Origin of the sequence: Alloactinosynnema sp. L-07 (assembly GCF_900070365.1) — a bacterium.
In the GTDB taxonomy this organism is placed as follows: domain Bacteria; phylum Actinomycetota; class Actinomycetes; order Mycobacteriales; family Pseudonocardiaceae; genus Actinokineospora.
In genome coordinates, this window is sequence record NZ_LN850107.1 from 4985672 (window position 1) to 5004973 (window position 19302).

18 protein-coding genes are annotated in these 19302 nt (G+C 71.1%); 3 read left to right on the forward strand and 15 right to left on the reverse strand.

What is annotated here, in order from left to right; genetic code table 11:
* Nucleotides 1-86 precede the first annotated feature (86 nt).
* Complete coding sequence (locus BN1701_RS22245; protein WP_054051849.1) at nucleotides 87-545, forward strand: gamma-glutamylcyclotransferase family protein; 459 nt, start codon at nucleotides 87-89, stop codon at nucleotides 543-545.
* A 102-nt stretch (nucleotides 546-647) separates the two neighbouring features.
* A complete protein-coding gene (locus tag BN1701_RS22250) occupies nucleotides 648-1217 on the forward strand; it encodes a hypothetical protein (RefSeq protein ID WP_054051851.1) in 570 nt (189 codons plus the stop codon).
* 56 nt (nucleotides 1218-1273) lie between these two features.
* Here BN1701_RS22250 and BN1701_RS22255 read toward each other — a convergent pair whose 3' ends face one another.
* The 9 genes from BN1701_RS22255 to BN1701_RS22295 all read right to left on the reverse strand — a co-directional run bounded on the left by BN1701_RS22255 (nucleotide 1274) and on the right by BN1701_RS22295 (nucleotide 10482).
* A complete protein-coding gene (locus tag BN1701_RS22255; RefSeq protein WP_054051853.1) occupies nucleotides 1274-3094 on the reverse strand; it encodes a Xaa-Pro dipeptidyl-peptidase in 1821 nt (606 codons plus the stop codon).
* 10 nt (nucleotides 3095-3104) lie between these two features.
* The gene (locus BN1701_RS22260; RefSeq protein ID WP_369800589.1) at nucleotides 3105-4769 is read right to left on the reverse strand and encodes a DHA2 family efflux MFS transporter permease subunit; all 1665 of its coding nucleotides are present in this window, start codon (nucleotides 4767-4769) and stop codon (nucleotides 3105-3107) included.
* Nucleotides 4770-4843: 74 nt separating this feature from the next.
* Nucleotides 4844-6055, reverse strand: coding sequence for a PPE domain-containing protein (locus BN1701_RS22265; RefSeq protein ID WP_054051856.1), 1212 nt, complete (start codon nucleotides 6053-6055; stop codon nucleotides 4844-4846).
* A 10-nt stretch (nucleotides 6056-6065) separates the two neighbouring features.
* The gene (locus BN1701_RS22270) at nucleotides 6066-6536 is read right to left on the reverse strand and encodes a hypothetical protein (RefSeq protein WP_054051858.1); all 471 of its coding nucleotides are present in this window, start codon (nucleotides 6534-6536) and stop codon (nucleotides 6066-6068) included.
* 133 nt (nucleotides 6537-6669) lie between these two features.
* A complete protein-coding gene (locus BN1701_RS22275) occupies nucleotides 6670-7182 on the reverse strand; it encodes a GNAT family N-acetyltransferase (RefSeq protein ID WP_054051860.1) in 513 nt (170 codons plus the stop codon).
* Nucleotides 7183-7201: 19 nt separating this feature from the next.
* Nucleotides 7202-7786 carry an HAD family hydrolase gene (locus BN1701_RS22280; protein ID WP_054051862.1) on the reverse strand — a complete coding sequence of 195 codons (585 nt, stop codon included), beginning with the start codon at nucleotides 7784-7786 and terminating at the stop codon, nucleotides 7202-7204.
* Nucleotides 7787-7800: 14 nt separating this feature from the next.
* Nucleotides 7801-8220 carry a DUF1707 domain-containing protein gene (locus tag BN1701_RS22285; RefSeq protein ID WP_054051864.1) on the reverse strand — a complete coding sequence of 140 codons (420 nt, stop codon included), beginning with the start codon at nucleotides 8218-8220 and terminating at the stop codon, nucleotides 7801-7803.
* Nucleotides 8217-8714, reverse strand: a complete 498-nt coding sequence (locus BN1701_RS22290) for a DUF1707 domain-containing protein (RefSeq protein ID WP_054051866.1) — start codon at nucleotides 8712-8714, stop codon at nucleotides 8217-8219. Before BN1701_RS22290 ends, BN1701_RS22285 begins: the two co-directional genes overlap by 4 nt.
* Nucleotides 8698-10482, reverse strand: coding sequence for an acetyl/propionyl/methylcrotonyl-CoA carboxylase subunit alpha (locus tag BN1701_RS22295; RefSeq protein WP_054051868.1), 1785 nt, complete (start codon nucleotides 10480-10482; stop codon nucleotides 8698-8700). The genes BN1701_RS22290 and BN1701_RS22295 overlap by 17 nt, the downstream gene beginning before the upstream one ends.
* 131 nt (nucleotides 10483-10613) lie before the next feature.
* Here BN1701_RS22295 and BN1701_RS22300 point away from each other — a divergent pair, with 131 nt between their 5' ends.
* Nucleotides 10614-11321: a hypothetical protein gene (locus BN1701_RS22300; protein ID WP_157368159.1), complete on the forward strand. Its 708-nt coding sequence runs from the start codon at nucleotides 10614-10616 to the stop codon at nucleotides 11319-11321.
* 10 nt (nucleotides 11322-11331) lie between these two features.
* Here the strand turns inward: BN1701_RS22300 and BN1701_RS22305 are convergent, their stop codons facing one another.
* The 6 genes from BN1701_RS22305 to BN1701_RS22330 form a co-directional block, all read right to left on the reverse strand.
* Complete coding sequence (locus tag BN1701_RS22305) at nucleotides 11332-11961, reverse strand: nucleoside triphosphate pyrophosphatase (protein WP_054051872.1); 630 nt, start codon at nucleotides 11959-11961, stop codon at nucleotides 11332-11334.
* 67 nt (nucleotides 11962-12028) lie between these two features.
* The gene (locus tag BN1701_RS22310) at nucleotides 12029-13321 is read right to left on the reverse strand and encodes an amidohydrolase (protein ID WP_054051874.1); all 1293 of its coding nucleotides are present in this window, start codon (nucleotides 13319-13321) and stop codon (nucleotides 12029-12031) included.
* 191 nt (nucleotides 13322-13512) lie between these two features.
* Nucleotides 13513-13761, reverse strand: coding sequence for a hypothetical protein (locus tag BN1701_RS22315; protein WP_054051876.1), 249 nt, complete (start codon nucleotides 13759-13761; stop codon nucleotides 13513-13515).
* A 121-nt stretch (nucleotides 13762-13882) separates the two neighbouring features.
* Complete coding sequence (locus BN1701_RS22320; protein WP_054051878.1) at nucleotides 13883-14818, reverse strand: hypothetical protein; 936 nt, start codon at nucleotides 14816-14818, stop codon at nucleotides 13883-13885.
* A 138-nt stretch (nucleotides 14819-14956) separates the two neighbouring features.
* Nucleotides 14957-17764, reverse strand: a complete 2808-nt coding sequence (locus BN1701_RS38015) for a LuxR family transcriptional regulator (protein ID WP_054051880.1) — start codon at nucleotides 17762-17764, stop codon at nucleotides 14957-14959.
* A gap of 20 nt (nucleotides 17765-17784) precedes the next feature.
* Complete coding sequence (locus BN1701_RS22330; protein ID WP_054051882.1) at nucleotides 17785-19299, reverse strand: serine/threonine-protein kinase; 1515 nt, start codon at nucleotides 19297-19299, stop codon at nucleotides 17785-17787.
* Between the last annotated feature and the right edge of the window lie 3 nt (nucleotides 19300-19302).

Consider the following 19302-nt stretch of genomic DNA (forward strand, 5'->3'; position numbering starts at 1 on the left):
CGCGGACCCGATCGGGTGAACGCGACGTGGCCGCGAAACGCGCGTGCTTGCGAGCCGATGATCCCCGGTGTCGCTAGGCTGTCGGCGTGCCGCTCTACGCCGCTTATGGGTCGAACATGGACCCGGCCCAGATGATGCAGCGAGCCCCGCACTCGCCGATGGCGGGGACCGGATGGCTGGTGGGCTGGCGGCTGACCTTCGGAGGCGAAGACCTCGGTTGGGAAGGCGCGCTGGCCACCATCGTCGAGGACCCGGACTCCCAGGTCTTCGTGGTTCTCTACGACGTCACCGACGACGAGCCGCTCCTGGACCGGTGGGAGGGCTCCGAACTGGGGCTGCACTCCAAGATCCGGCTCCGCGTGCAGACGCTGGAGGGCTCGGTCCTGGCGTGGCTCTACGTCCTGGACGCCTACGAGGGCGGCCTGCCGTCGGCGCGCTACCTCGGGGTGGTCGCCGACGCCGCCGAAGCCGCCGGAGCACCCGCCGATTACGTCGGTGACCTGCGGATCCGCCCGTGCGACGGTATCGGTCCGACAACGGGCTGAACCCGCGACAACTTCGGACGTCCACACGCGTCCTCCTGGTATGACCGAAATCACGGTCAGCTCTCGCCGAAGGGGTTTCGGCAGGTGCGAGGAGAGATCGCCATGAGTGTTCGAAGATGGACCACCCGGATGACCGCGGTCGCCGTCGCGGTCGGCACGATGCTGGCGCTGGGCGTGGTCGGTTCGTCGACCGCCTCCGCGACGCCGGGATTCTGCGGGATCAGCTGGGGCTCGCTGCCCAAGTCGGCGCCCGCCACGGAGGTGGCCCCCCTTGTGGGTGTGCGCGGCGGCAGGCACCAGTGCTACGACCGTCTCGTCCTGGACATCCGCGCGGGCGGCGCGGACGGCTACTTCGTGCGCTACGTCGACCAGGTCCGCCAGGACGGCTCCGGCCACATCGTCCCGCTGCGCGGTGGCGCGAAGATCGAGATCGTGGCGATCGCCCCGTCCTACGACGACTTCGGCAACTCCACGTTCAACCCGGCCAACCGCCGTGAACTGGTCAACGTGACCGGCTGGCAGACCTTCCGCCAGGTCGCCGACGCGGGCAGCTTCGAGGGCCAGACCACTATCGGCCTCGGTGTCCGCGCCCGCCTCCCATTCCGCGCGTTCGTCCTGAACAACGCCAACGGCGGCTCACGCATCGTCGTCGACGTCGCACACTTCTGGTGAGCTGGTCCGCCTCACCGGAATCTCTGGAACTCCGGGCGGTGCGCAGCCGCCCGGAGTCAGAACGTCCCGGTCATGGGGATGTGCAGCACCGTCTTCGTGAGGTCGACGCCGATCTTCGGGTAGTTGCCCGCTGAGCCGATGTAGGCGCTGTCGGTGCTGCCGATCACCAGGGCCAGCTTGTGGCCCGCCGGGATCACCTGGTCGGTGCTGGCCAGGTTGAACGTGATCCGGTACGGCGTCCCCGAGGTCAGCGTGGCCCGGGAGTCCAGCGAGGCGTAGTGGCCCAGGTCGGCCCAGCCTCGGCTGATGATATTGGCGCTGGTCGACGTGGTAGAGGTGGCCGTGTCGAGGAAGCAGGCGCTGTCGCCGGGGGTGCTCTCGCCCCAGCAGGAGCGGGTCGACAGGGTGGTGATCCCCTCGCCCGAGCCGCGGTAGTCGCGGATCGTGGCCGGTCCGAGGTCCACGAGCACCGCGGTGAGCCGGGCGGCGCTGGAGGTCGAGGTCGCGGTGATCGTCACCCGCGGGGTGCCGGAGATCCGGTTGTCCGCGGCCATCGCGGGCGAGCTGTAGAGCAGCCGGGCCGACGAGGTCGACGTCGGGTTCGTGATCCAGGAGTACTCGCTACTGCGGTTGTCGGTGAAGTTCGCCCACAGGGGGATCTCGGCGGGTGGCGGCGGGGCGCCGTTCAGCACGCCGACCCCCGCGGTGCTCGACGGGTGCGCGTACAGGTACTTCGGGCCGGTGACCGCAGGCCAGGCCGCACTGGTCGTCCACACGTCCGGCTTGTGCTCCACGCTGGCCCGCGGCTCGTTCTGGACGCCGTTGTCGACGCCGCGCAGATAGTGGTCGAACCAGCGGTGCAGGGTGTCGACCCAGACCGAGCGGCGGAAGTCGAACGGGTCGACGTGACCGGTCTGCGACAGCCAGATCTTGCGCTCCACGCTCGCGGGCAGCGCCGCCCACCACTGGCCGAAGTTGATCGACTTCACGTTGAGGTCGTTGACGCCGTGCACGACGAACACGCTCGCCTTGATGTTGGCAGCGCTCGCCACGTAGTCACGGTCGCGCCACATCGCTGTCATATTTCCGTTCGACGGCGACCCACTGTCCAAAGCGGACTTCACCGACGCGCAGTTCTGTTTGCCCTGGGCGTTCTCCACGCGGGCGGCCAACGCTGACGGCGTCCCCGCGTTCAGGGTCGCGCCATGGGCCCGGTAGTAGTCGTACCAGGAGCTGATCGCGCCGATGGGCACGATGGTCTTGAGCCCGTCGACGCCGGTCGCGGCCACGCCGTTGGCGATCGTGCCGTCCCACGACTTGCCGATCATGCCGACCGCCCCGGTCGACCAGCCCGAGGTGGCCCGGGTGGTCCCGGTGGCCGAGGTGTAGCCGGTCGCGCGGCCGTTGAGCCAGTCGATCACGGACTTCGCCGAGGCGATCTCGGAACGACCGCCCACATCGACGCAGCCGTTGGAGCGCGCGGTCCCGGACAGGTCGACGAGCACGATCGCGTAGCCGCGTGGGACGAAGTAGTTGTCGTAGAACAGCGGGAACTGGATTGGTTTGCCCGCGCTGTCGTAGGTCTTCTTCTGGCTCTCGTTGCCGCGCCCGAGCGAGGTGTAATAGGGGCTGGCGTCCATGATCACCGGCACCTTGACGCTCGCGGGTGTGCTCGGCCTGACGATGTCGGCGGCCACGCGGACCCGGGCGCCCTGCGGGGAGGTCAGCCCGGTGTCGACCCAGACTGTCTCGCGCACCGCGGCTGCGTAGGAGTAGACCGGCTCGCTCGCGGCGGGCGCGGCTGTCGCCGAGGAGAGGGGGACAAGGGAAGCGCCGACCGCCGCGATGACGGTGAGCAGTGACCGCCGGATCGTCATGGCGATGACGCTACGGAGTCGCGCGCTCGCGCGGGTAGTCCAGGTTTTTCGCGTTACCAGTTGGTGGCGTGCGCATGCCCGCGGCGCAAACGATGCCGAGAACGAGCACGACGACCGGGAGAACCAGGGTCGCTTTTGCCGCGTTGGTGAAGCCGAGGTCGTAGGCGTCGGTCGCCAGGTTCCGCACCCGCCCCGCGATCGACGGCGACCAGTCGCTGGGCATCTGCGGCCCCTTGTCGTCGAACTGGCTGGCCGTGTTGGCCGCGTCGGTGATCCGGCGGACGAACTCGTCGGCGTAGCGCGGCGGGAGGGCTCTGGCGTACTGCTTGGCCGCCTCCGGCACCGAGAAGCTGAGCCCCACCTGCAGCAGCAGGCCGGTCGTCGCGCTGCCGAGAACCCCGCCGACCTGCCGCGAGGTGTTGAACACTCCGGACGCGGCCCCGACCAGGTGCGGCGGCAGGCCGAAGGTCGCCGCGGCGGTGAGCGGCGAGTAGACGAGCCCGATGCCCAGGCCTGCCACGACAAGACCGGGTACCAGGTCCAGCGGGTCGGCGTCGGGCTCGGCGAACACGGCGATCAGGCCGGTGCCGCAGGCCAGGGCGGCCAGGCCGGTCATGATCAGCGTCTTGCCGTTGATGTGGCGCATCCCGCGGCCCGCGCCGATCGCGGCCAGACCCGCCGCGCCCGCCATCGGCGCGCACAGGACGCTGGAGTCCACCGGGCCGAGGCCGAGGACGGACTGCACATAGATGACCAGGGGAAGGAACATGCCGGTCGTGGCGAAGCCGAGGGCGGCGTAGGTGAGGTTGGCGTAGGAGAAGGTCTGATTGGTGAACAGGACCAGCGGGACCAGCGGCTCGTCCTTGGTCCGCCGCTGCCACACCAGGAACGCGCCGATCAGCACAAGCCCGACGCCGATGACGACCGTGACGTTGATCGGCCCGACGATGGTTCCCCAGTGGTAGTGCTGGGCGTTCTGCAGCCCGAAGACCAGCGCCGCGAGTCCGAGGGAGGCAAGGACGGCGCCGAGGGTGTCGAAGCGGACTCGGCCGCCCGGCCGCCAGTCGGGGAGCAGGACCAGCGCCATGACCAGCCCCGCCGCGCCGATGGGCAGGTTGAGCAGGAAGATCCACTGCCAGCCCGCGTTCTCCACCAGCAGCCCGCCGATCACCGGGCCGGTGATCGTGGCGACCCCGGCGACCGCGCCCCACACCGCGATCGGCACGCCGCGGCGCTCCGCCGGGAACAGCCTGGTGATGAAGGTGAGGGTCTGCGGCGTCATCGCCGCGGCGCCCAGGCCCTGCACGGCGCGGGCGGCGATCAAGGACTCAGCGGTGGTGGCCAGGCCGCACCAGAGCGAGGCGCCGAGGAACAGGACGAGTCCGATGATCAGCACGCGCTTGGGCCCGTACCGGTCGCCGAGGCGGCCGGTGAGCAGCAGCGGGACGGTGTTGGCGAGCAGATAGACGCTGTTGACCCAGATGACCTCGTTGAGGGTCGCGTCGAGGTCGGTCAGCATGGCCGGGATCGCCACGGTGACGATCGTGGAATCGAGCATCACCATGAAGAAACACGCACACAGAGCCGCTAGAGCAGCCCAAGACCTACTTGACCGCCTCCCCGGAACTTTCAAGTCTTGGTTCCGTTCGGTTGGCGGGTGCGGTCGGGCGGTCACCGTGGTCTACCGCCGCCACGGTCCCCTTAGGTGCCGGTTTGTAGCGGCTCCAGCATATCCGCCGAGTTCTCGGGTCAGCCGCCGATCACGCCGGGCGGGAGCTGGTGGTCCTCGCCGTCGATGACGACCGACTCGGTGACCTGCTCGGTGCTGCCGAGGTCACGGCGGCGGCCGGAGACCTCGCGGCTCGGCGCCTGCTCGACCGGGTCGCCGAACCACTGGCTGGAGCCGACGGCGTCAGCGCCGAAGCGGCGCAGGCCGAGCTTGTCGGCCGACGACGCCGGGGTGGTCGAGGCGGCCGAGCCCATCGGCGTGCCCGCGGTGCCGGTGGTGCCCAGCGGCGGGGCCGCCGACGTGCCGAGCGGGGACGTGCCGCCACTCGTGGTCGGGTCGGCGCCGATCGCCATGCTCGCGGCCGCGGCCGGGCGTCGGGATGAGGAGCGCTCATCGCTCTCCGTGGGGCCGGTTCCCGAGCGCGGGGCCGCGCCGAGGACCGGGTTGGTCTCCATCGGGACCGACGCCGACAGCGCGCCCGGGGTCAGCAGCGGGCGGCGCGGCGGGTCGGCGCTGATGGTGGCGCCCGAGATGTAGACGTTCTGGCTGCCCGAGTGCTGGTGGTGGCCGGGCGGGCGGTGGTGGCTGTTGTGGTGGTTGGTGTCGGGGACAACCGTCGTGATCGGCGCCGAGGACACGTGGGTCGACATGGTGATGCCCTGGCCGCGGTTGCTGTGGTTGCCGTGCCCGTGGTTCACCACCTCGGCCGGGGTGTTCAGCGCGGTCAGCGTGCCGAGGTTGGTGTCGGTGGCCTGCTGGTAGGCGGCCATGACCTCGAACGCGCGCTGCTCCGCCGAGGACTTGGCGGCTTCGAGGGGCTCAGGGTCGACCTGGGCGCCCGCCACCTGGAGCACGGGCGCGACCGTCGGGTCCGGCGCCTGGGTCGGGGCGGACTCCGGGGCTGGCATCTCCGCGCGGGCCCTGGCGATGTGGTCGCCCTGGTTCTCCACGGCGGTGCGCATCTGCGCCGCCGTCGCCGCCGCGTCCGTCGCCCACGCGGCCAATGGCGACAGGCGGTCGTACGCCCGGCCCGCGGCCCGGCCCTGCCACCCCGCGCCGGTGCTCTCCAGGGAGGTCAGCAGGTCTTGGCCGACATCGGCGAGCACCGCCGATAGCTCCGCCCACCGCCGCGCCGGGGCGGCCGACGCCTGCGCGCCGGGCCCCTCGTGCAGCAGGCGGTACAGCTCGTCGTGGGTGAATCCTTGCCAGCGCTTGGCGGTCTGCTCAGTCATGTCGTCCCCCTCAGCCCTGGCCGGTCTGCGACACGGTCGCCTCGGTGTCGTCCTCCAGCACGCGGTACTGGTCGGCGGTCTTGTCCAGGTTGTCCACGGCCGTGCCCAACTGCTTGCGGAACGCCCGCAACGCGTCGAGCGCGGCGATGTCGGAGTCGACGGACAGCGCGTTGACGACGCCTGCGGCGCGCAGGCTCACCGGGTCGTTGGCCCACGCCGTCACCGGGAGATCCCCGGCCGCGACCTCCAGCTGCCGGTCAACCTGGTCGAGCGCGGCGACGAACGCGCCGCGCAGCGCGGGGACGGCCTGCGCGTCGAGGTTGAGCAGGTCCTTGCGATCCGGCGAGCCGTGGCCACTGTTGTTGTGGCCGCTGTATCCGGTGCCGTGCTGGGCGGCATTACCCCCGCCGCCCTGGTTCCCGTTGCCGGAACCGTGGCCCCCGCCCTGCCCGCCCTGGTGGTGCCCGTCCGTGCCCGGCACGTCGCCTCCCCGTCACTACCTGTGGTGAACCCACTCTATCGAGTGTCGATGCTCGGATTCGACCGTTCGTGGCTCATTTTCTAGACGCACGCCGCGATCGTCAGGTTCCCCTCCCCCTACCGTCGCCCGCCGTTCAGTCGTTACGCAGCACGAGCACGATTCGCTCGTCTGTCTCAGTGACGACCGTGAACCCGAGTTTGGCCGCGACCCTGGCCGAAGCCTCGTTGCCGGGGCTGTGTTTGTAGACGATCTCCTTGAGGCCGAGCGCGCCGAAACCGAAGCGCAGCACCGCGCCCAGCGCCTCGGTCGCCATCCCCCTGCCACGCGCCGACGGGTGCGTCCAACAGCCCGCCTCCGCGGTGCCCGCGGCCAGGTCGACCTCTTTAAGCAGCACCTCGCCGAGCAGGTCGCCGGTCGTCGGTTCGGCCACGGCCCACGAGAACCGCGTCTCCTCGGCCCAGCCCTGGGCGCGACGCACGATGTAGGCCTCCGCGCGGTCGAGGTCGGAGACATCGAGGTGCGACAGCCAGCGCCTGCTCTCCGGGTCGGCGAAGCCCTCGACGATCGCCTGCCGGTCGTCGATCCGGTCGTCGGCGCGGAGCGCGCGCAGATAGAACCGACCGGCGTTGATCTCTACGAATTCCACGGCCGCCACGCTAGCGAAGTCAGCCAAGCAGGCCGTGCACGGACAGCGCGGTGCGCAGCGCGTCGGTGTCGGGGACGTGCGCCGCGGCCATCCCGACCCGCCGGGCGGCGGCGACGTTGGGCTCGGCGTCGTCACAGAACAGGGTCTCGTCGGCGCTGGCGTCGAGCAGCGCGAGCGCGGCCAGATAAGCCTCTTGATCGGGTTTGCCGATGCCGATCTCAGCCGACGAGATCACGCCGTCGACCTCCCGGTCGAGCCCGAGCGCGGCGAGGTCGCCTGCCAGCCTGGTGGTGGCGTTGGTGAGCAGCGCGACCCGGCTACGCACCCGCGCGGCCCGCACGAGGCCGAGCGCGGTCCCGATCACGTATCCGGGACCCGACCAGGCGGCTGCCGCGGCGGCGGCTTGGGCGGTGGGGACGGTGTCGCTGACCAGTTTGCGGGCGACCGTGGCCAGCCAGCGGTCGTGGGTGACCTGGCCGGTGATCGCGGGCCGGAACAGCTCAGGGTCGAACGCTGTGGCCATCACCGAGCCCATGGGCAGCCCGAACGCGGAGTCGTCGAAGTCGGGGAAGCCCCGCAGCACGCCGTCGAGGTCGAGCAGCAACAGCCGCGGCCCGCTCAGTGCCAGCCCCGGCCCGCGTGGTGGCGGCGTCCGCTGAACATCATCACGATCAGCGGCAGGAGCAGCAGCGGGAGCAGCCCGAACCGGAAGAACAGGAACGCCCCGACCACCACCGCGATCGGGACCAGCACGTTCGGCATTCGCCGCACCGCGGGCGGCGGCCTGCGCGCGTACGCGGGCGGCGCCGCGAACGCCGGGACGACAGCGGGCGGACCGAACCGGGGCCGCGGGTCGGGCAGGTCGACGAACAGCGTCATCAACTCGCCCCGCGTGGTCGCGGTGGTCGCCTTGGCGCTGCGGTCGCCGTACTCGTCGACGGTGAGTCTGCCCGCGCTCATGTGCTCCCCGAGCGCACGCAGACCGTCTTCCCGTTCGGCATCACCGATGCGCATCTCGGACTGCGGAAACTCGGTCACGCGTTCGATATTACGGAAATATCGACTGGGTGACCTGAGGCATTTCTCAGCGCGGGCTTCTTGAACCGCTCCGAGAGTCCCCCCACGGCGATCGCGGTGATCACCACCGCGACGATCGGCCACCAGATCTCCGTGTGCACGGCGAGCACGATCGACCCTGGCAGGCCGAGCAAGAACGTCAGAATCGCGAACGTGGACAACGCCGAACTCGTGGGCGTCGCGACCAGTCCGTCGTCCTGCTCGTCCCACCAGTTGGATTCGGGTTTGGCCAACGCGTCGTAGTCGGGGTGCGGGAGGGGGAGGTCCGCGAACAAGGTGTCGAGGCCTGCCCGGATCCGCGTCGAGCGCGCCCAGCCCGTCCGGGCCGCCAACTCGTCCGGTTCCAGGCGGCCCAGCTTGGCGTGTTCGCCGAGCAGCTCGACCGCCAGGTCACGTTCCCGGTCGCTGACCCTGATCAGGCGGCCCTCGCCCGCCTCGTCAGTCCTTGAGCTCACAGAGCACTGTTCCAGTGGTGACGGTCTCGCCCTGGGCGATACCGAGGCCGGTGACGGTACCCGACTTGTGCGCGGTGACCGGGTTCTCCATCTTCATCGCCTCCAGGACGACGATCAGGTCGCCCTGCTCGACCGTCTGGCCGTCCTCGACCGCGATCTTGACGATGGTGCCCTGCATCGGCGCGGTGACCGCGTCGCCGGAGGCCGCCGCGCCCGCCTTGCCGCCCGCGCGCTTGCGGGGCTTGGCCTTGGCCGCCGCGGCACCGCCACCACCACCGCCGATCGAGAACGTGCCGGGCAGCGACACCTCAAGGCGACGGCCGCCGACCTCGACCACGACGTTCTGCCGCGGGGTGTCCTCCTCGGCCACGTCGGCGCCGCCGGTGAAGGGCTCGATCTTGTTGTCGAACTCGGTCTCGATCCAGCGGGTGTGCACCGAGAAGCCCGCGCCGTCGCCGAGGAAGGCCGGGTCGCGCACGATCGCGCGGTGGAACGGCGTCACCGTCGCCATACCCTCGACGACGAACTCGTCGAGCGCGCGGCGGGAGCGGGCGATGGCCTCCTCGCGGTTCTCGCCGGTGACGATGATCTTGGCGAGCAGCGAGTCGAACTGGCCACCGATGACGGTGCCGGTCTCCACGCCCGCGTCGACCCGCACGCCGGGGCCGTCCGGGGCGGAGAACAGGGTGACGGTGCCGGGGGCGGGCAGGAAGTTGCGGCCCGCGTCCTCACCGTTGATGCGGAACTCGATCGAGTGGCCGCGCGGGGCCGGGTCCTCGGTGAAGCGCAGCTTCTCGCCGGCCGCGATGCGGAACTGCTCGCGGACCAGGTCGACGCCGGTGGTCTCCTCCGAGACCGGGTGCTCGACCTGCAGGCGGGTGTTGACCTCGAGGAACGAGATGGTGCCGTCGGTGCCGACGAGGTACTCGACGGTGCCCGCGCCGGAGTACCCGGCCTCCTTGCAGATGGCCTTGGCCGACGAGTGGATCTGGGCGCGCTGGGTGTCGGTGAGGAACGGCGCGGGGGCCTCCTCGACCAGCTTCTGGTGGCGGCGCTGCAGCGAGCAGTCACGGGTGCCCACGACGATGACGTTGCCGTGCTGGTCGGCCAGCACCTGGGCCTCGACGTGGCGCGGCTTGTCCAGGTAGCGCTCGACGAAGCACTCGCCGCGGCCGAAGGCGGTGACCGCCTCGCGCACCGCGGAGTCGAACAGCTCGGGGATCTCCTCGATCGTGCGGGCGACCTTGAGGCCGCGGCCGCCGCCGCCGAACGCGGCCTTGATCGCCACCGGGAGCCCGTGCTCCTCGGCGAAGGCGATGATCTCCTCGGCGCCGTTGACCGGCTCCTTGGTGCCGGGCACCAGCGGCGCGCCAGCGCGCATCGCGATGTGCCGCGCGGTCACCTTGTCGCCGAGATCGCGGATGGCCTGCGGGTCCGGGCCGATCCAGGTCAGCCCGGCGTCCATGACGGCCTGGGCGAAGTCGGCGTTCTCCGACAGGAAGCCATAGCCTGGGTGCACGGCGTCGGCACCGGAGCGCTTGGCGGCGTCGAGCACCTTGTCGAAGGACAGGTAGCTCTCGCCGGGGGTGTTGCCGCCGAGCGCGAACGCCTCGTCGGCGAGCCGGACGAACGGAGCGTCACGGTCGGGATCGGCGTAGACGGCCACACTGCCCAGACCGGCGTCGCGGCAGGCACGGATGACACGGACCGCGATCTCGCCGCGGTTGGCGATGAGAACCTTGCTCAGCGCCTTTGCCGACTCGGGCACGCCGTTCCTCCTACGTTCGCGGGCTTGGGGGGAGTTTACGGACCCAGCGCCTCTAGTGAACCGAGAGCAACCCCACACCGGCGAGGGATACTGTGCCCAGTTTTCGCCGCATGCGAGGAGATGACACGGCGATGAGTGCCCGCGCCCCCCGATCAGTGGTGTGGACGGCCGTCATCAGCGGTCTGGTCACCGCCGCCTCCTTGATCGGCGCGGCGGTACTGAACGCCAGGTCAAACCCGATGTCGGCGCTCCCGACAACCACCCAGAGCGCCCCGACGAGCACCCCTGCGGTGGGCGTGACGGGCTGCCTGCGCGAACCATGTCAAGTGCTGTCGACCACAACAGTCGGCGGCACATTCGTCGAACTCATCGCCGACGCGGGCGCCACTTCGGGCAGGCTGCGCATCGGCGGACCGTCCTCCAGCCAGGTGATCGAGACGACCGTCACCGAACTCGGTGTCACGCTGAGTCCGACATCGTTGCAGTGCGTACCCGGCTCGGCGTCGGCCTGCCTCATCCGGGGCGCGGGCCCGGGCGGAACGACCGGCCAGGTGGTGGTCGGCCGCTCGGACAAGTGGCGCGCCCAGGACCGGCCATTCCTGTCGGCGGCGGGGGTGCTGATGCTGGGGAACCTGGTCAGCGACTCGTCACCGGAGGTGATCGCGGTACAACACGACTGCCGCGCGAACCAGGTGTGCGCGAACCGACCGGTCTACGCGCAGGTCTTCGATCTCGGCGGTCAGGAGATCGGGTGCACCAAGACCTACTCGAAGGTCGAGCAGATCCCGGGCTACCCGCAGATCACCTTCCCAGCGGCACTGCTGCGCGACTGCCCTTGAGGTGGTCAACTCAGGAAGTGGGGGCGGTCCAGAAATCGACGACGGAGAGGTTGATGTCGGCCAGCAGCCTGCGCATAAGGGGCAGGCTGATCCCGATAACCCCGGAGTGGTCGCCCTCGATGCCGTCGACGAACCACCCGCCCCGCCCGTCGAGCGTGAACGCACCGGCGACGCGCAGGGGTTCACCGGAGGCGAGGTAGGCCTCCAGTTCGCGGTCGGTGGGCTTGCCGAAGCGGACGACGGTGCTCTCGGTTCCGGTGGCGGTGGCGGTGACTTCGCCGTTGTCGACGCGGAGGACGGCGTGACCGGTGAGGAGGTGACCCGCGTTGCCCGCCATCCGGGTCCAGCGTTCACGGGCGATGTCGACGGTGGCCGGTTTGCCCATGAGGGCACCGTCGAAGTGGAGCATGGAGTCACAGCCGACAATGACGGCGTCGGGGTACTCGGCGACAACCTGATCCAACACCGCGCGAGCCTTCGCTTCGGCCAAGGCAATGACGACCGCATCTGGCCGGGCGTCGGGCAGCGACCGCTCGATGGCTTCTTCGTCCACACCGGACACTCGAACCACAGGCTCGATCCCAGCGTCGCGAAGCATGCCTAGACGGGCAGGTGACTGAGAGGCGAGGACGAAGCGCATGGGCTAAGCCTAGGGCTGGGGGCCTGCTTGGTCTCGCGGGTGCCTGTTTGGCCCCTTGCGATTTGCTCTACGCGAGTGCCGTCAGGGCGGCGTGAGCCATGACTCGGATGCCGGTCAGCAGTGCGCGCTCGTCCAACTGGAACGTGGGCTGGTGCAGATCATGCCTCGGCCCAACCCCCGTCCAAACGCCCAGACGCATGAACGACCCCGGGATGTTCTCCAAGTACCACCCGAAGTCCTCACCACCGGAGGATTGCTTGGTCCCCGCCAACGCGTCTTCACCCAAAGCGGTCTCAATACCCGCACGCAACAGCTGCGTGCTTTCGCGGTCGTTGAGCACCGGGGGGACGCCCCGCGTGTGGATCAATTCAAACCCGACCCCGGTCGGGGCCAGAAGCGATTGGACCAGACTGGCGACAATCGGCTCCAGGTCCGCCCAGACGTCATGGTCGCCCGTCCTCAGCGTCCCCCGCAGCACCCCGTCCTGCGGGACCGCGTTGGCCGCCTCACCCGCGTGAACAGCGCCCCAGACCAGGACGGTTCCCGACCTTGGGTCGATCCGGCGCGACAGCAGGGCGGGCAGGCCGGTGATCACGGTGCCCAGGGCGTGGACCAGGTCCGCGGTCAGATGCGGGCGGGAGGTGTGGCCGCCGGGTGAGGTGAGGCGCAGCTCCAGCAGGTCGGTGGCCGAGGTGATGGCGCCGACGCGGGTGCCGACGCGGCCGACTTCCAGGCGGGGGTCGCAGTGCAGGCCGAAGATGCGCTCGACTCCGTCGATGCCGCCCGCCTCGATGACGTCGAGGGCGCCGCCGGGCATGACTTCCTCGGCGGGCTGGAAGATCAGGCGGACCCGGCCGGGCAGGACCGGCGCGGAGGCCAGGGCGATGCCGGTGGCCAGCAGGATCGTGGTGTGGGCGTCGTGGCCGCAGGCGTGGCAGGCCCCCGACACGGTGGTGCTGTAGGGCAGGCCGGTGGCCTCGGTCATCGGAAGCGCGTCCATGTCGGCGCGCAGCGCGACGCAGCGGTCGCCTTCGCCGACGTCGCAGATGAGGCCGTTGCCGCCGGGCAGCAGCTCCGGCTGCAGGCCGAAGGACTTGAGCAGGCCCGCGACCATCTCGGTGGTGGCGAACTCCTGGCGGGACAGTTCCGGGTGCGCGTGGAAGTGTCGGAACCACGCCACCACATCGGCGGCGTTGGCGGCGAGCCACTGGTCCAGCCAGGCGGGGCCGCGTCCGACAGCGAGATCCTCCACAGTGGGAATGGTGACCCCACTGGGCGTGATCAGCACGGTCGGGCCGGTCGGTCGGCCATCGCGGCCGCCTTCCGGCGGCAGCTCCGGCCGCGAATCCAGCAGAGTCACGCGACCCCTCCGGCAATGGTCTTGGGATTCATCTCAGGACCCATAGTGCCCCATCCCGCACCCACCACCGGGGCCGTGACCACATCGCAAGACCGCCGGTACCGCCCCTGCGACGAACGGTGCCCGGCTCTTCTGCCGCACCGTTGAATGATCAAGACGATCGGTGGTCCACCCGCGCTGAGCTGCGATCATCACGACTTTCGGCGCTTGGCGCGCACGCGATTGCCGTAGATGACAATGCCCAGGAGCACGACCGCGGTTACTCCGATAATGAGTTTGTTCTTGTCCCGTGCCGCATCGTTTTCGGTGGCCGGGTCGAGGGCAGGACCGGTCGGGGCCACGGTGTCGGTCGGCTGGGCGACCGGGTCGGCGGTCGCCGCGGACCCGCCGCCGAACACGATGAGCGCGGAGAGGAAAAGGCCGATCAGCAGCCGGGTCACAGGCCCTCCAAGTCGGGTCGGGGAGACGGTGACCAGATTAGTCGGACCGCTCACGCTCCGCTAAGGCCGCGAGCCCGCCCACCTCGGGTGAGGTGGGCGGGCCCAGCGGCTCCGGTGCCGGTCAGCCGACCGGCGGGGCCATGACGAACCAGTTGAAGTTCTCGATCATCACGCGCTTGGTCTCGCCCTGGAACGGGGTGACGAGCTCCCAGCGCGTGATCGAGCGGTAGGTGCCGGGAAGCAAGCTCTCGTCGGTGGCGGTGTCCGGGTCGTCCGCGACGGGCACGTACTCGTTGAAGCTCACCTTCTTGAGCGTGAGGTCGCGAAGGATGTAGCTCGACTGCGTCTTGAGGAAGTCACCCTGGTTGTGATCGGCCGCTTGGGCGGGATCGGCGATCTTGATCTGCACGGTGTCGCCGCCGAACGAGCCCTTCGCCGCGACCACGGTGACGATGTGGCCACCGCTGCGCTCCCAGCTCCCCGCCTTGGGGCCCGCGTAGTAGCGGCCGTACGACATCTGCAGCGGCCCCACGTTGAGGCGCTTGGCCAGGTCACCGCCGAAGTCCGTCGCGACGGACGAGTTGACGTTGCCCTGCCCGGTCGCCCAGCCCGCGTCCCTGGCGGGCTTGGTGGCGATCTTCCACGCGGTCTGCAGGTTGCCGAGGTTGGTGCCGTCCTCCAGGTCGTACTGCGCGTCGACGCCGATCCGGCCGATCGAGTTGGTGATCACGTTGTAGTCGGCCTGGTCCAGCGGGTCGAGGTTGCCCACCTTGGTCGTTTGCCAGCCGACCGGGGCGTTCTTCACGTGCGACCAGTAGTGGAGCACGTTGTAGAGCGAACTCGGGCCGCAGTACGAGCTCCCGTTCGCCTCCAGACCCGCCCGGTACTGGTCGACGTCGCTGACCCCACACTGCTTGACGTCGAAGTCCGGCCCGGTGACATCACTGAGCCGCACGCACGGCGGCGGGGTGCCGATGATGTCGGCCGCGGCGGTCCCCGGGACCGCGGCCGCTCCGGCGGCGACGGCCGCGGTGGTGATGATCAGCTTCCGGAACATGTTCCTACCTCCTGTTTTCGCCGCTCCCCCGCGGCTTCCCTGTGGTAGGACAAGACTCTTCGATCACGGGCGCCGAGGCATGAGGGTCGATCCCTCAACTGCTCCTGGCGAAACTTGGGGGTACCCCCCAACGCAACCTCAGACCAGGACGCGGACGAGGTCGCGGCGGCCCGCGATGCCGAGCTTGGTGTAGATCCGGCCGAGGTGGTTCTCCACGGTCTTCGGGCTGACGAACAGCTCTTGGGCGATCTCCCGGTTGCCCCGGCCGGTGACGGCGAGGTCGGCCACCCGCCGCTCGCTGGCGGTCAGCGCGTCCAGCCCACCGAACACCGGTCGGCGCGGCCGGTCCCCCAGCGCCTCCAGCACGGTGACCGCGCGGGCGCGCAGGACCGGGGAGCCGCAGACGGCGGCCAGGTCGGCGGCCTGGTTCAGCGGTTCGCGGGCCTCGGTCCGCCGCCGGGACACCCGCAGAACCTCGCCGAGATCGACGAGCGTGCGGGCCAATTCCAACCGGGACGGCGCGCCGCGCAGCACCTCCACGGACTCGGTGAGCAGGTCGAGCCGCTGTTCGGGGTCGGCGTGGGCGCACAGGCGCAGCGCGATCCCCACCTCGGTCGGCGCGCCCCAGCGGCGGGCGATGGCGACGAGTTCCTCGGCCAGGCGCAGTGCCTCGGCGGGCTCGCCGAGCAGCATCAGCGCCCGGATCGCGGGCACCCGCCAGGAAACCGATGACGGGTCGAAGCCCGCCGACGCCAGTTCGTCGCGCTGCTGATAGGCCATTCTGCGGGCCAGTTCGGCGTCGCCCGCGGCGAGGGCGAGGGTGGCGCGGGCCTCGTGCAGCCAGATCGTCGGGATGATCCGCGGCGCGTCGGCGTGCTCGGCGTCGAACCTGGCCAACACCGAGGCGGCGCCGTCGAGGTCCCCGCGCTCGATGGCGCTGTAGGCGGCGAATTGGGTCGCGGTCGCCCGCAGCGCGGTCACCGTCGGGCTGGGATCCTCGTTCGCGGCCGCGGCGAGCGTGCTCTCGGCCTCGGCCTCCGTCGAGCCCACGTTGCCCTGACGCCAGTTCAGCAACACCGACACGTTGGCCACCATGGCGAACTCGACCGGCGAGCCGTGCGCGCGCACCCGCTGCTGCGCGCGGGCCACCTCCCGCCCGGCGGTGTTGACATCGTCGGCCATGATCAGCGCGAGCATGGCCACCACCCAGGCGACCATCGCGTCGGTGCTGCCCGCCGCGTCGTCGAGGTAGGCACCGTCGGACAGCGCGCGCCGGGCGATGGCGGCGACCTGGTCGGCGGGCCACACCTCGTAGCGGCCGGTCTGGGCCACCAGTCCGAGCAGGGTGCGCTCGTCCGGGGTCTCCCCTGGCAGGTCCGCGTACCCGGCCAGGTGCGCCGAGCTGGCCTGGCGCAGGCCGGGAACGAACGAGCGGATCACGGCGAGGCGGGCCTGCAGGTGCATCCGCCCGGCCTCCCGCGCACCGGCCGGGCGCGCGGCTATCGCGGCGGTCAGCTCGTCGGCGGCGGCCTCCGGACCGTCGATGAGCACGGTGGCCGACGCGGCGGCGGCGATCAGCTCGGCGTCGGGGAGTCCGGCCGCGGCGGCGCGCAGCTGGACGCGCGCCTCGACCGCGGCGCCTGTGCGTAGCAGCGCCCGGCCCCACTCCGCTCGCACCGCGGGGTCCTGCGGACACTCGTCGACGGCGCGGGCCAGGTGCGTCGCCGCCGTCGCGGCGTCGCCCGCCGCGAGCAGCGCCGCCGCGGCGGACCGCAGCACGTCCGCGGCGTCGGGCAGGGTGCCTCTGGGTGCGTTGACCAGGTGCGCGGCGACCCGGTCGGCGGGCGCGTTGGCCGCGGTGAGCGCGATGGCCGCGCGGGCGTGCAGTGCCGCTCGGGCGAGCGGACCGAGTTCGGCGAGGACGGCCTCGCGCACCACGGGGTGCTGGAACACCAGGTGGTCGCCGTCGTCGGCCAGCACGTGCCCGGCGACGAGTGCGGCCACGGCGGCGGGCAGGTCGGCCGGGTCCAGGTCGGCGACCGACCCGGTCAGCCAGGGGTCGATGCCCTGACCGAGCACCGCGGCGGCCCTGGCCAGCCGGATCGCCGGGTCGGGGAGCCTGCCCAGCGCCGCCCGGAAGACCGTGCTCGGCCCAAGGCCCGCGATCCGCGCGCCGGTCGCGGGGTGGTCGGGGTCGAGTCCGAGCGCGTCGACCTCGTCGAGCAGGACCGTGGCCAGGAACGGGTTGCCGCCGCTGGCCTCGTGCAGCGCGGCGGCCACCTCGGCGGCGGGCGCGGGGCCGCGGGCGGCGGCGAACTCGGCGAGGGCGTCGCGGGTCAGCGGGCGCGGGTGGATCCGCTCCGCCTGCCGCGACACGCTCATCTGGGCCAGCGGACCGGAGTTCGCCTCCAGCGGCCGGGTCGCCACCACCAGCGCGATCGGGAGGTCGGCGATACGGCGGGAGAGATAGTCGAGGAACCGCAGCGATGGCACGTCGGCCCACTGGGCGTCGTCCACGGTGATCAGCAGCGGCCGGGTGGACGACAGGTCGACGGCGACCCACCAGAGCGCGTGCAGGGCTCTGGCCAGCTCGGCCTCGCTGGGATCGGCGGCGGCCGCGTCGAGCGCGTCAAGCGCCGCCCCGGACGGCCCGGCCAGGATGGCCGCGCGGGTGCCGCCGGAGTAGCGGGAGACCGAACGCTCGACGAGCTGCCGGATGACACCCCAGGCCATCGCCGCCTCAAGCGCGTCCCCGACCGCCTGGAGCCTGCCGAACCCACGCGCCTTGGCCAGGTCCCGGCATTCGCGCACCAGCCGGGTCTTGCCGATCCCGGCGGTGCCCTCGACGACGAGCACCCGGCCTTCGCCAGCCGCGGCGGAGTCCAGCGTCGCGGTGATCCGATCGAGTTCCCGGTCCCGCTCCAGGGTCAGGTCCTCGTGGTTCACCGGAGGATCATAGCCGGCCGCTATTCGACGATGACCTGCCGCTGATACCGGAAGACGGACAGGCAGCCGTTGGCGTTGCGCACGCCCCACCAGCCGCCGTCCGCGGTGCGGCCGTTGAAGGTCTCGCCTGCCGCCAGCTGGTACCAGGGCCGCCACACACCCGCTGTGTCCAAGTAGTCCAAGGTCAGCGCTTGGTCTGTCCGGTTGGCGACGGTGAACACGACCTCGGGGCCGAGGCTGCTCGGCGGGAGCTGGTTGGTGCACTGGTAGAAGTCGCCAGTGCCCCGGACACGCGGGGCGGTGGGGCGCGTCGTGGGACGCGTTGTCGTGGTGCGCGTTGTCGTGGGACGCGTCGTCGTGGGACGCCTCGACGTGGTCGTCGTGGTCTCGGTGGTGGTGGTCCTGGTCGCGGTGGTCGTCCGGGTAGTCGTCGGCCGGGTCGCGATGGATTTCGTCGTGGTGGCGACCGGCGTGGTGGTCACGGTCGAGCCCCCGATCCCGCCCTGCCGGTTGAGCAGCACGCTCAGCCAGACTCCCGCGCCTGCGGAAAGCAGGATGGCGGCGGCCACGACCCACGGCAGGACCCGCGAGCGGCTGCGGGGCGGCGGGGCGGGCGCCACGAAGTAGGGGTAGGCGGGCGGATCGGGCAGGCCCAGCTTGGTCGGGTCGGGTGGCCGATCGGGTCGCGGCGGGGACATCACGGCACCGCTGAGCGCGCGACGGGCCGCGTCGGCCAGCGCACCCGCGGTGGGGAAACGGTCGTCGGGGGACTTGGCCATGCCGATGGCAACGGTCGTGTCGAAACCCGGCGGGAGGTCCGGGCGCAGGACCGTGGGCAGCGGCGGCGGGAGCGACAGGTGCGCGTGGATCAGGGCGGGCAGGTCGGCGCAGACGAACGGCTTGGTCGCGGTGAGCGCCTCGTAGAGCAGGCAGGCCAGGGAGTAGACGTCCGACCGGGCGTCGGCCCGCCCGCTGGCGAACCGCTCCGGCGACATGTAGTCCATCGTGCCGATGGCCATGCCCGTCCTGGTCAGGCTGGTGGTGCCGGTGGTGCTTCGAGCGATGCCGAAATCCAGCAGGTAGACATAGTCGGCGCCGTCGACGGTGGACACCAGGACGTTGGACGGCTTCACGTCGCGGTGCACCAGGCCCGCCGCGTGCGCGGCACCGAGGGCGAGCGCGACCTGGCCGATGATCGTGACCGCGCGGGCCGCGCCCAGCGGCCCGTGCGCGAGCAGCTTGTCGAGGTCTTGGCCGGGCAGCAGCGGCATGTCCAGATAGAGCTGGCCGTCGATCTCGCCGAAGGAGTTGATCGGCACCACGTGCGGCGCCTGGAGCCTGCTGAGCAGCTCGGCCTCCCGCCGAAACCGCGCCCGGAACTCATCGTCGCCTGCCAGGTCGGCGGGCAGCACCTTCACCGCGACATCGCGCTGTAGCACCGTGTCGTAGGCGCGGTAGACGTCCCCCATCCCACCTCGTCCGAGCAGCCCGTCGAGCCGGTACCGCCCGAACTGCTGCCCTTCGGCGTCGGACATACC

Bases quoted from the DNA above. Each gene is read 5' to 3' on its own strand.
- BN1701_RS22250 (WP_054051851.1), top strand. From the start codon at position 648: ATGAGTGTTCGAAGATGGACCACCCGGATGACCGCGGTCGCCGTCGCG.
- BN1701_RS22255 (WP_054051853.1), bottom strand. From the start codon at position 3,094: ATGACGATCCGGCGGTCACTGCTCACCGTCATCGCGGCGGTCGGCGCT.
- BN1701_RS22265 (WP_054051856.1), bottom strand. From the start codon at position 6,055: ATGACTGAGCAGACCGCCAAGCGCTGGCAAGGATTCACCCACGACGAG.
- BN1701_RS22300 (WP_157368159.1), top strand. From the start codon at position 10,614: ATGAGTGCCCGCGCCCCCCGATCAGTGGTGTGGACGGCCGTCATCAGC.
- BN1701_RS22305 (WP_054051872.1), bottom strand. From the start codon at position 11,961: ATGCGCTTCGTCCTCGCCTCTCAGTCACCTGCCCGTCTAGGCATGCTT.
- BN1701_RS22320 (WP_054051878.1), bottom strand. From the start codon at position 14,818: ATGTTCCGGAAGCTGATCATCACCACCGCGGCCGTCGCCGCCGGAGCG.
- BN1701_RS22330 (WP_054051882.1), bottom strand. From the start codon at position 19,299: ATGTCCGACGCCGAAGGGCAGCAGTTCGGGCGGTACCGGCTCGACGGG.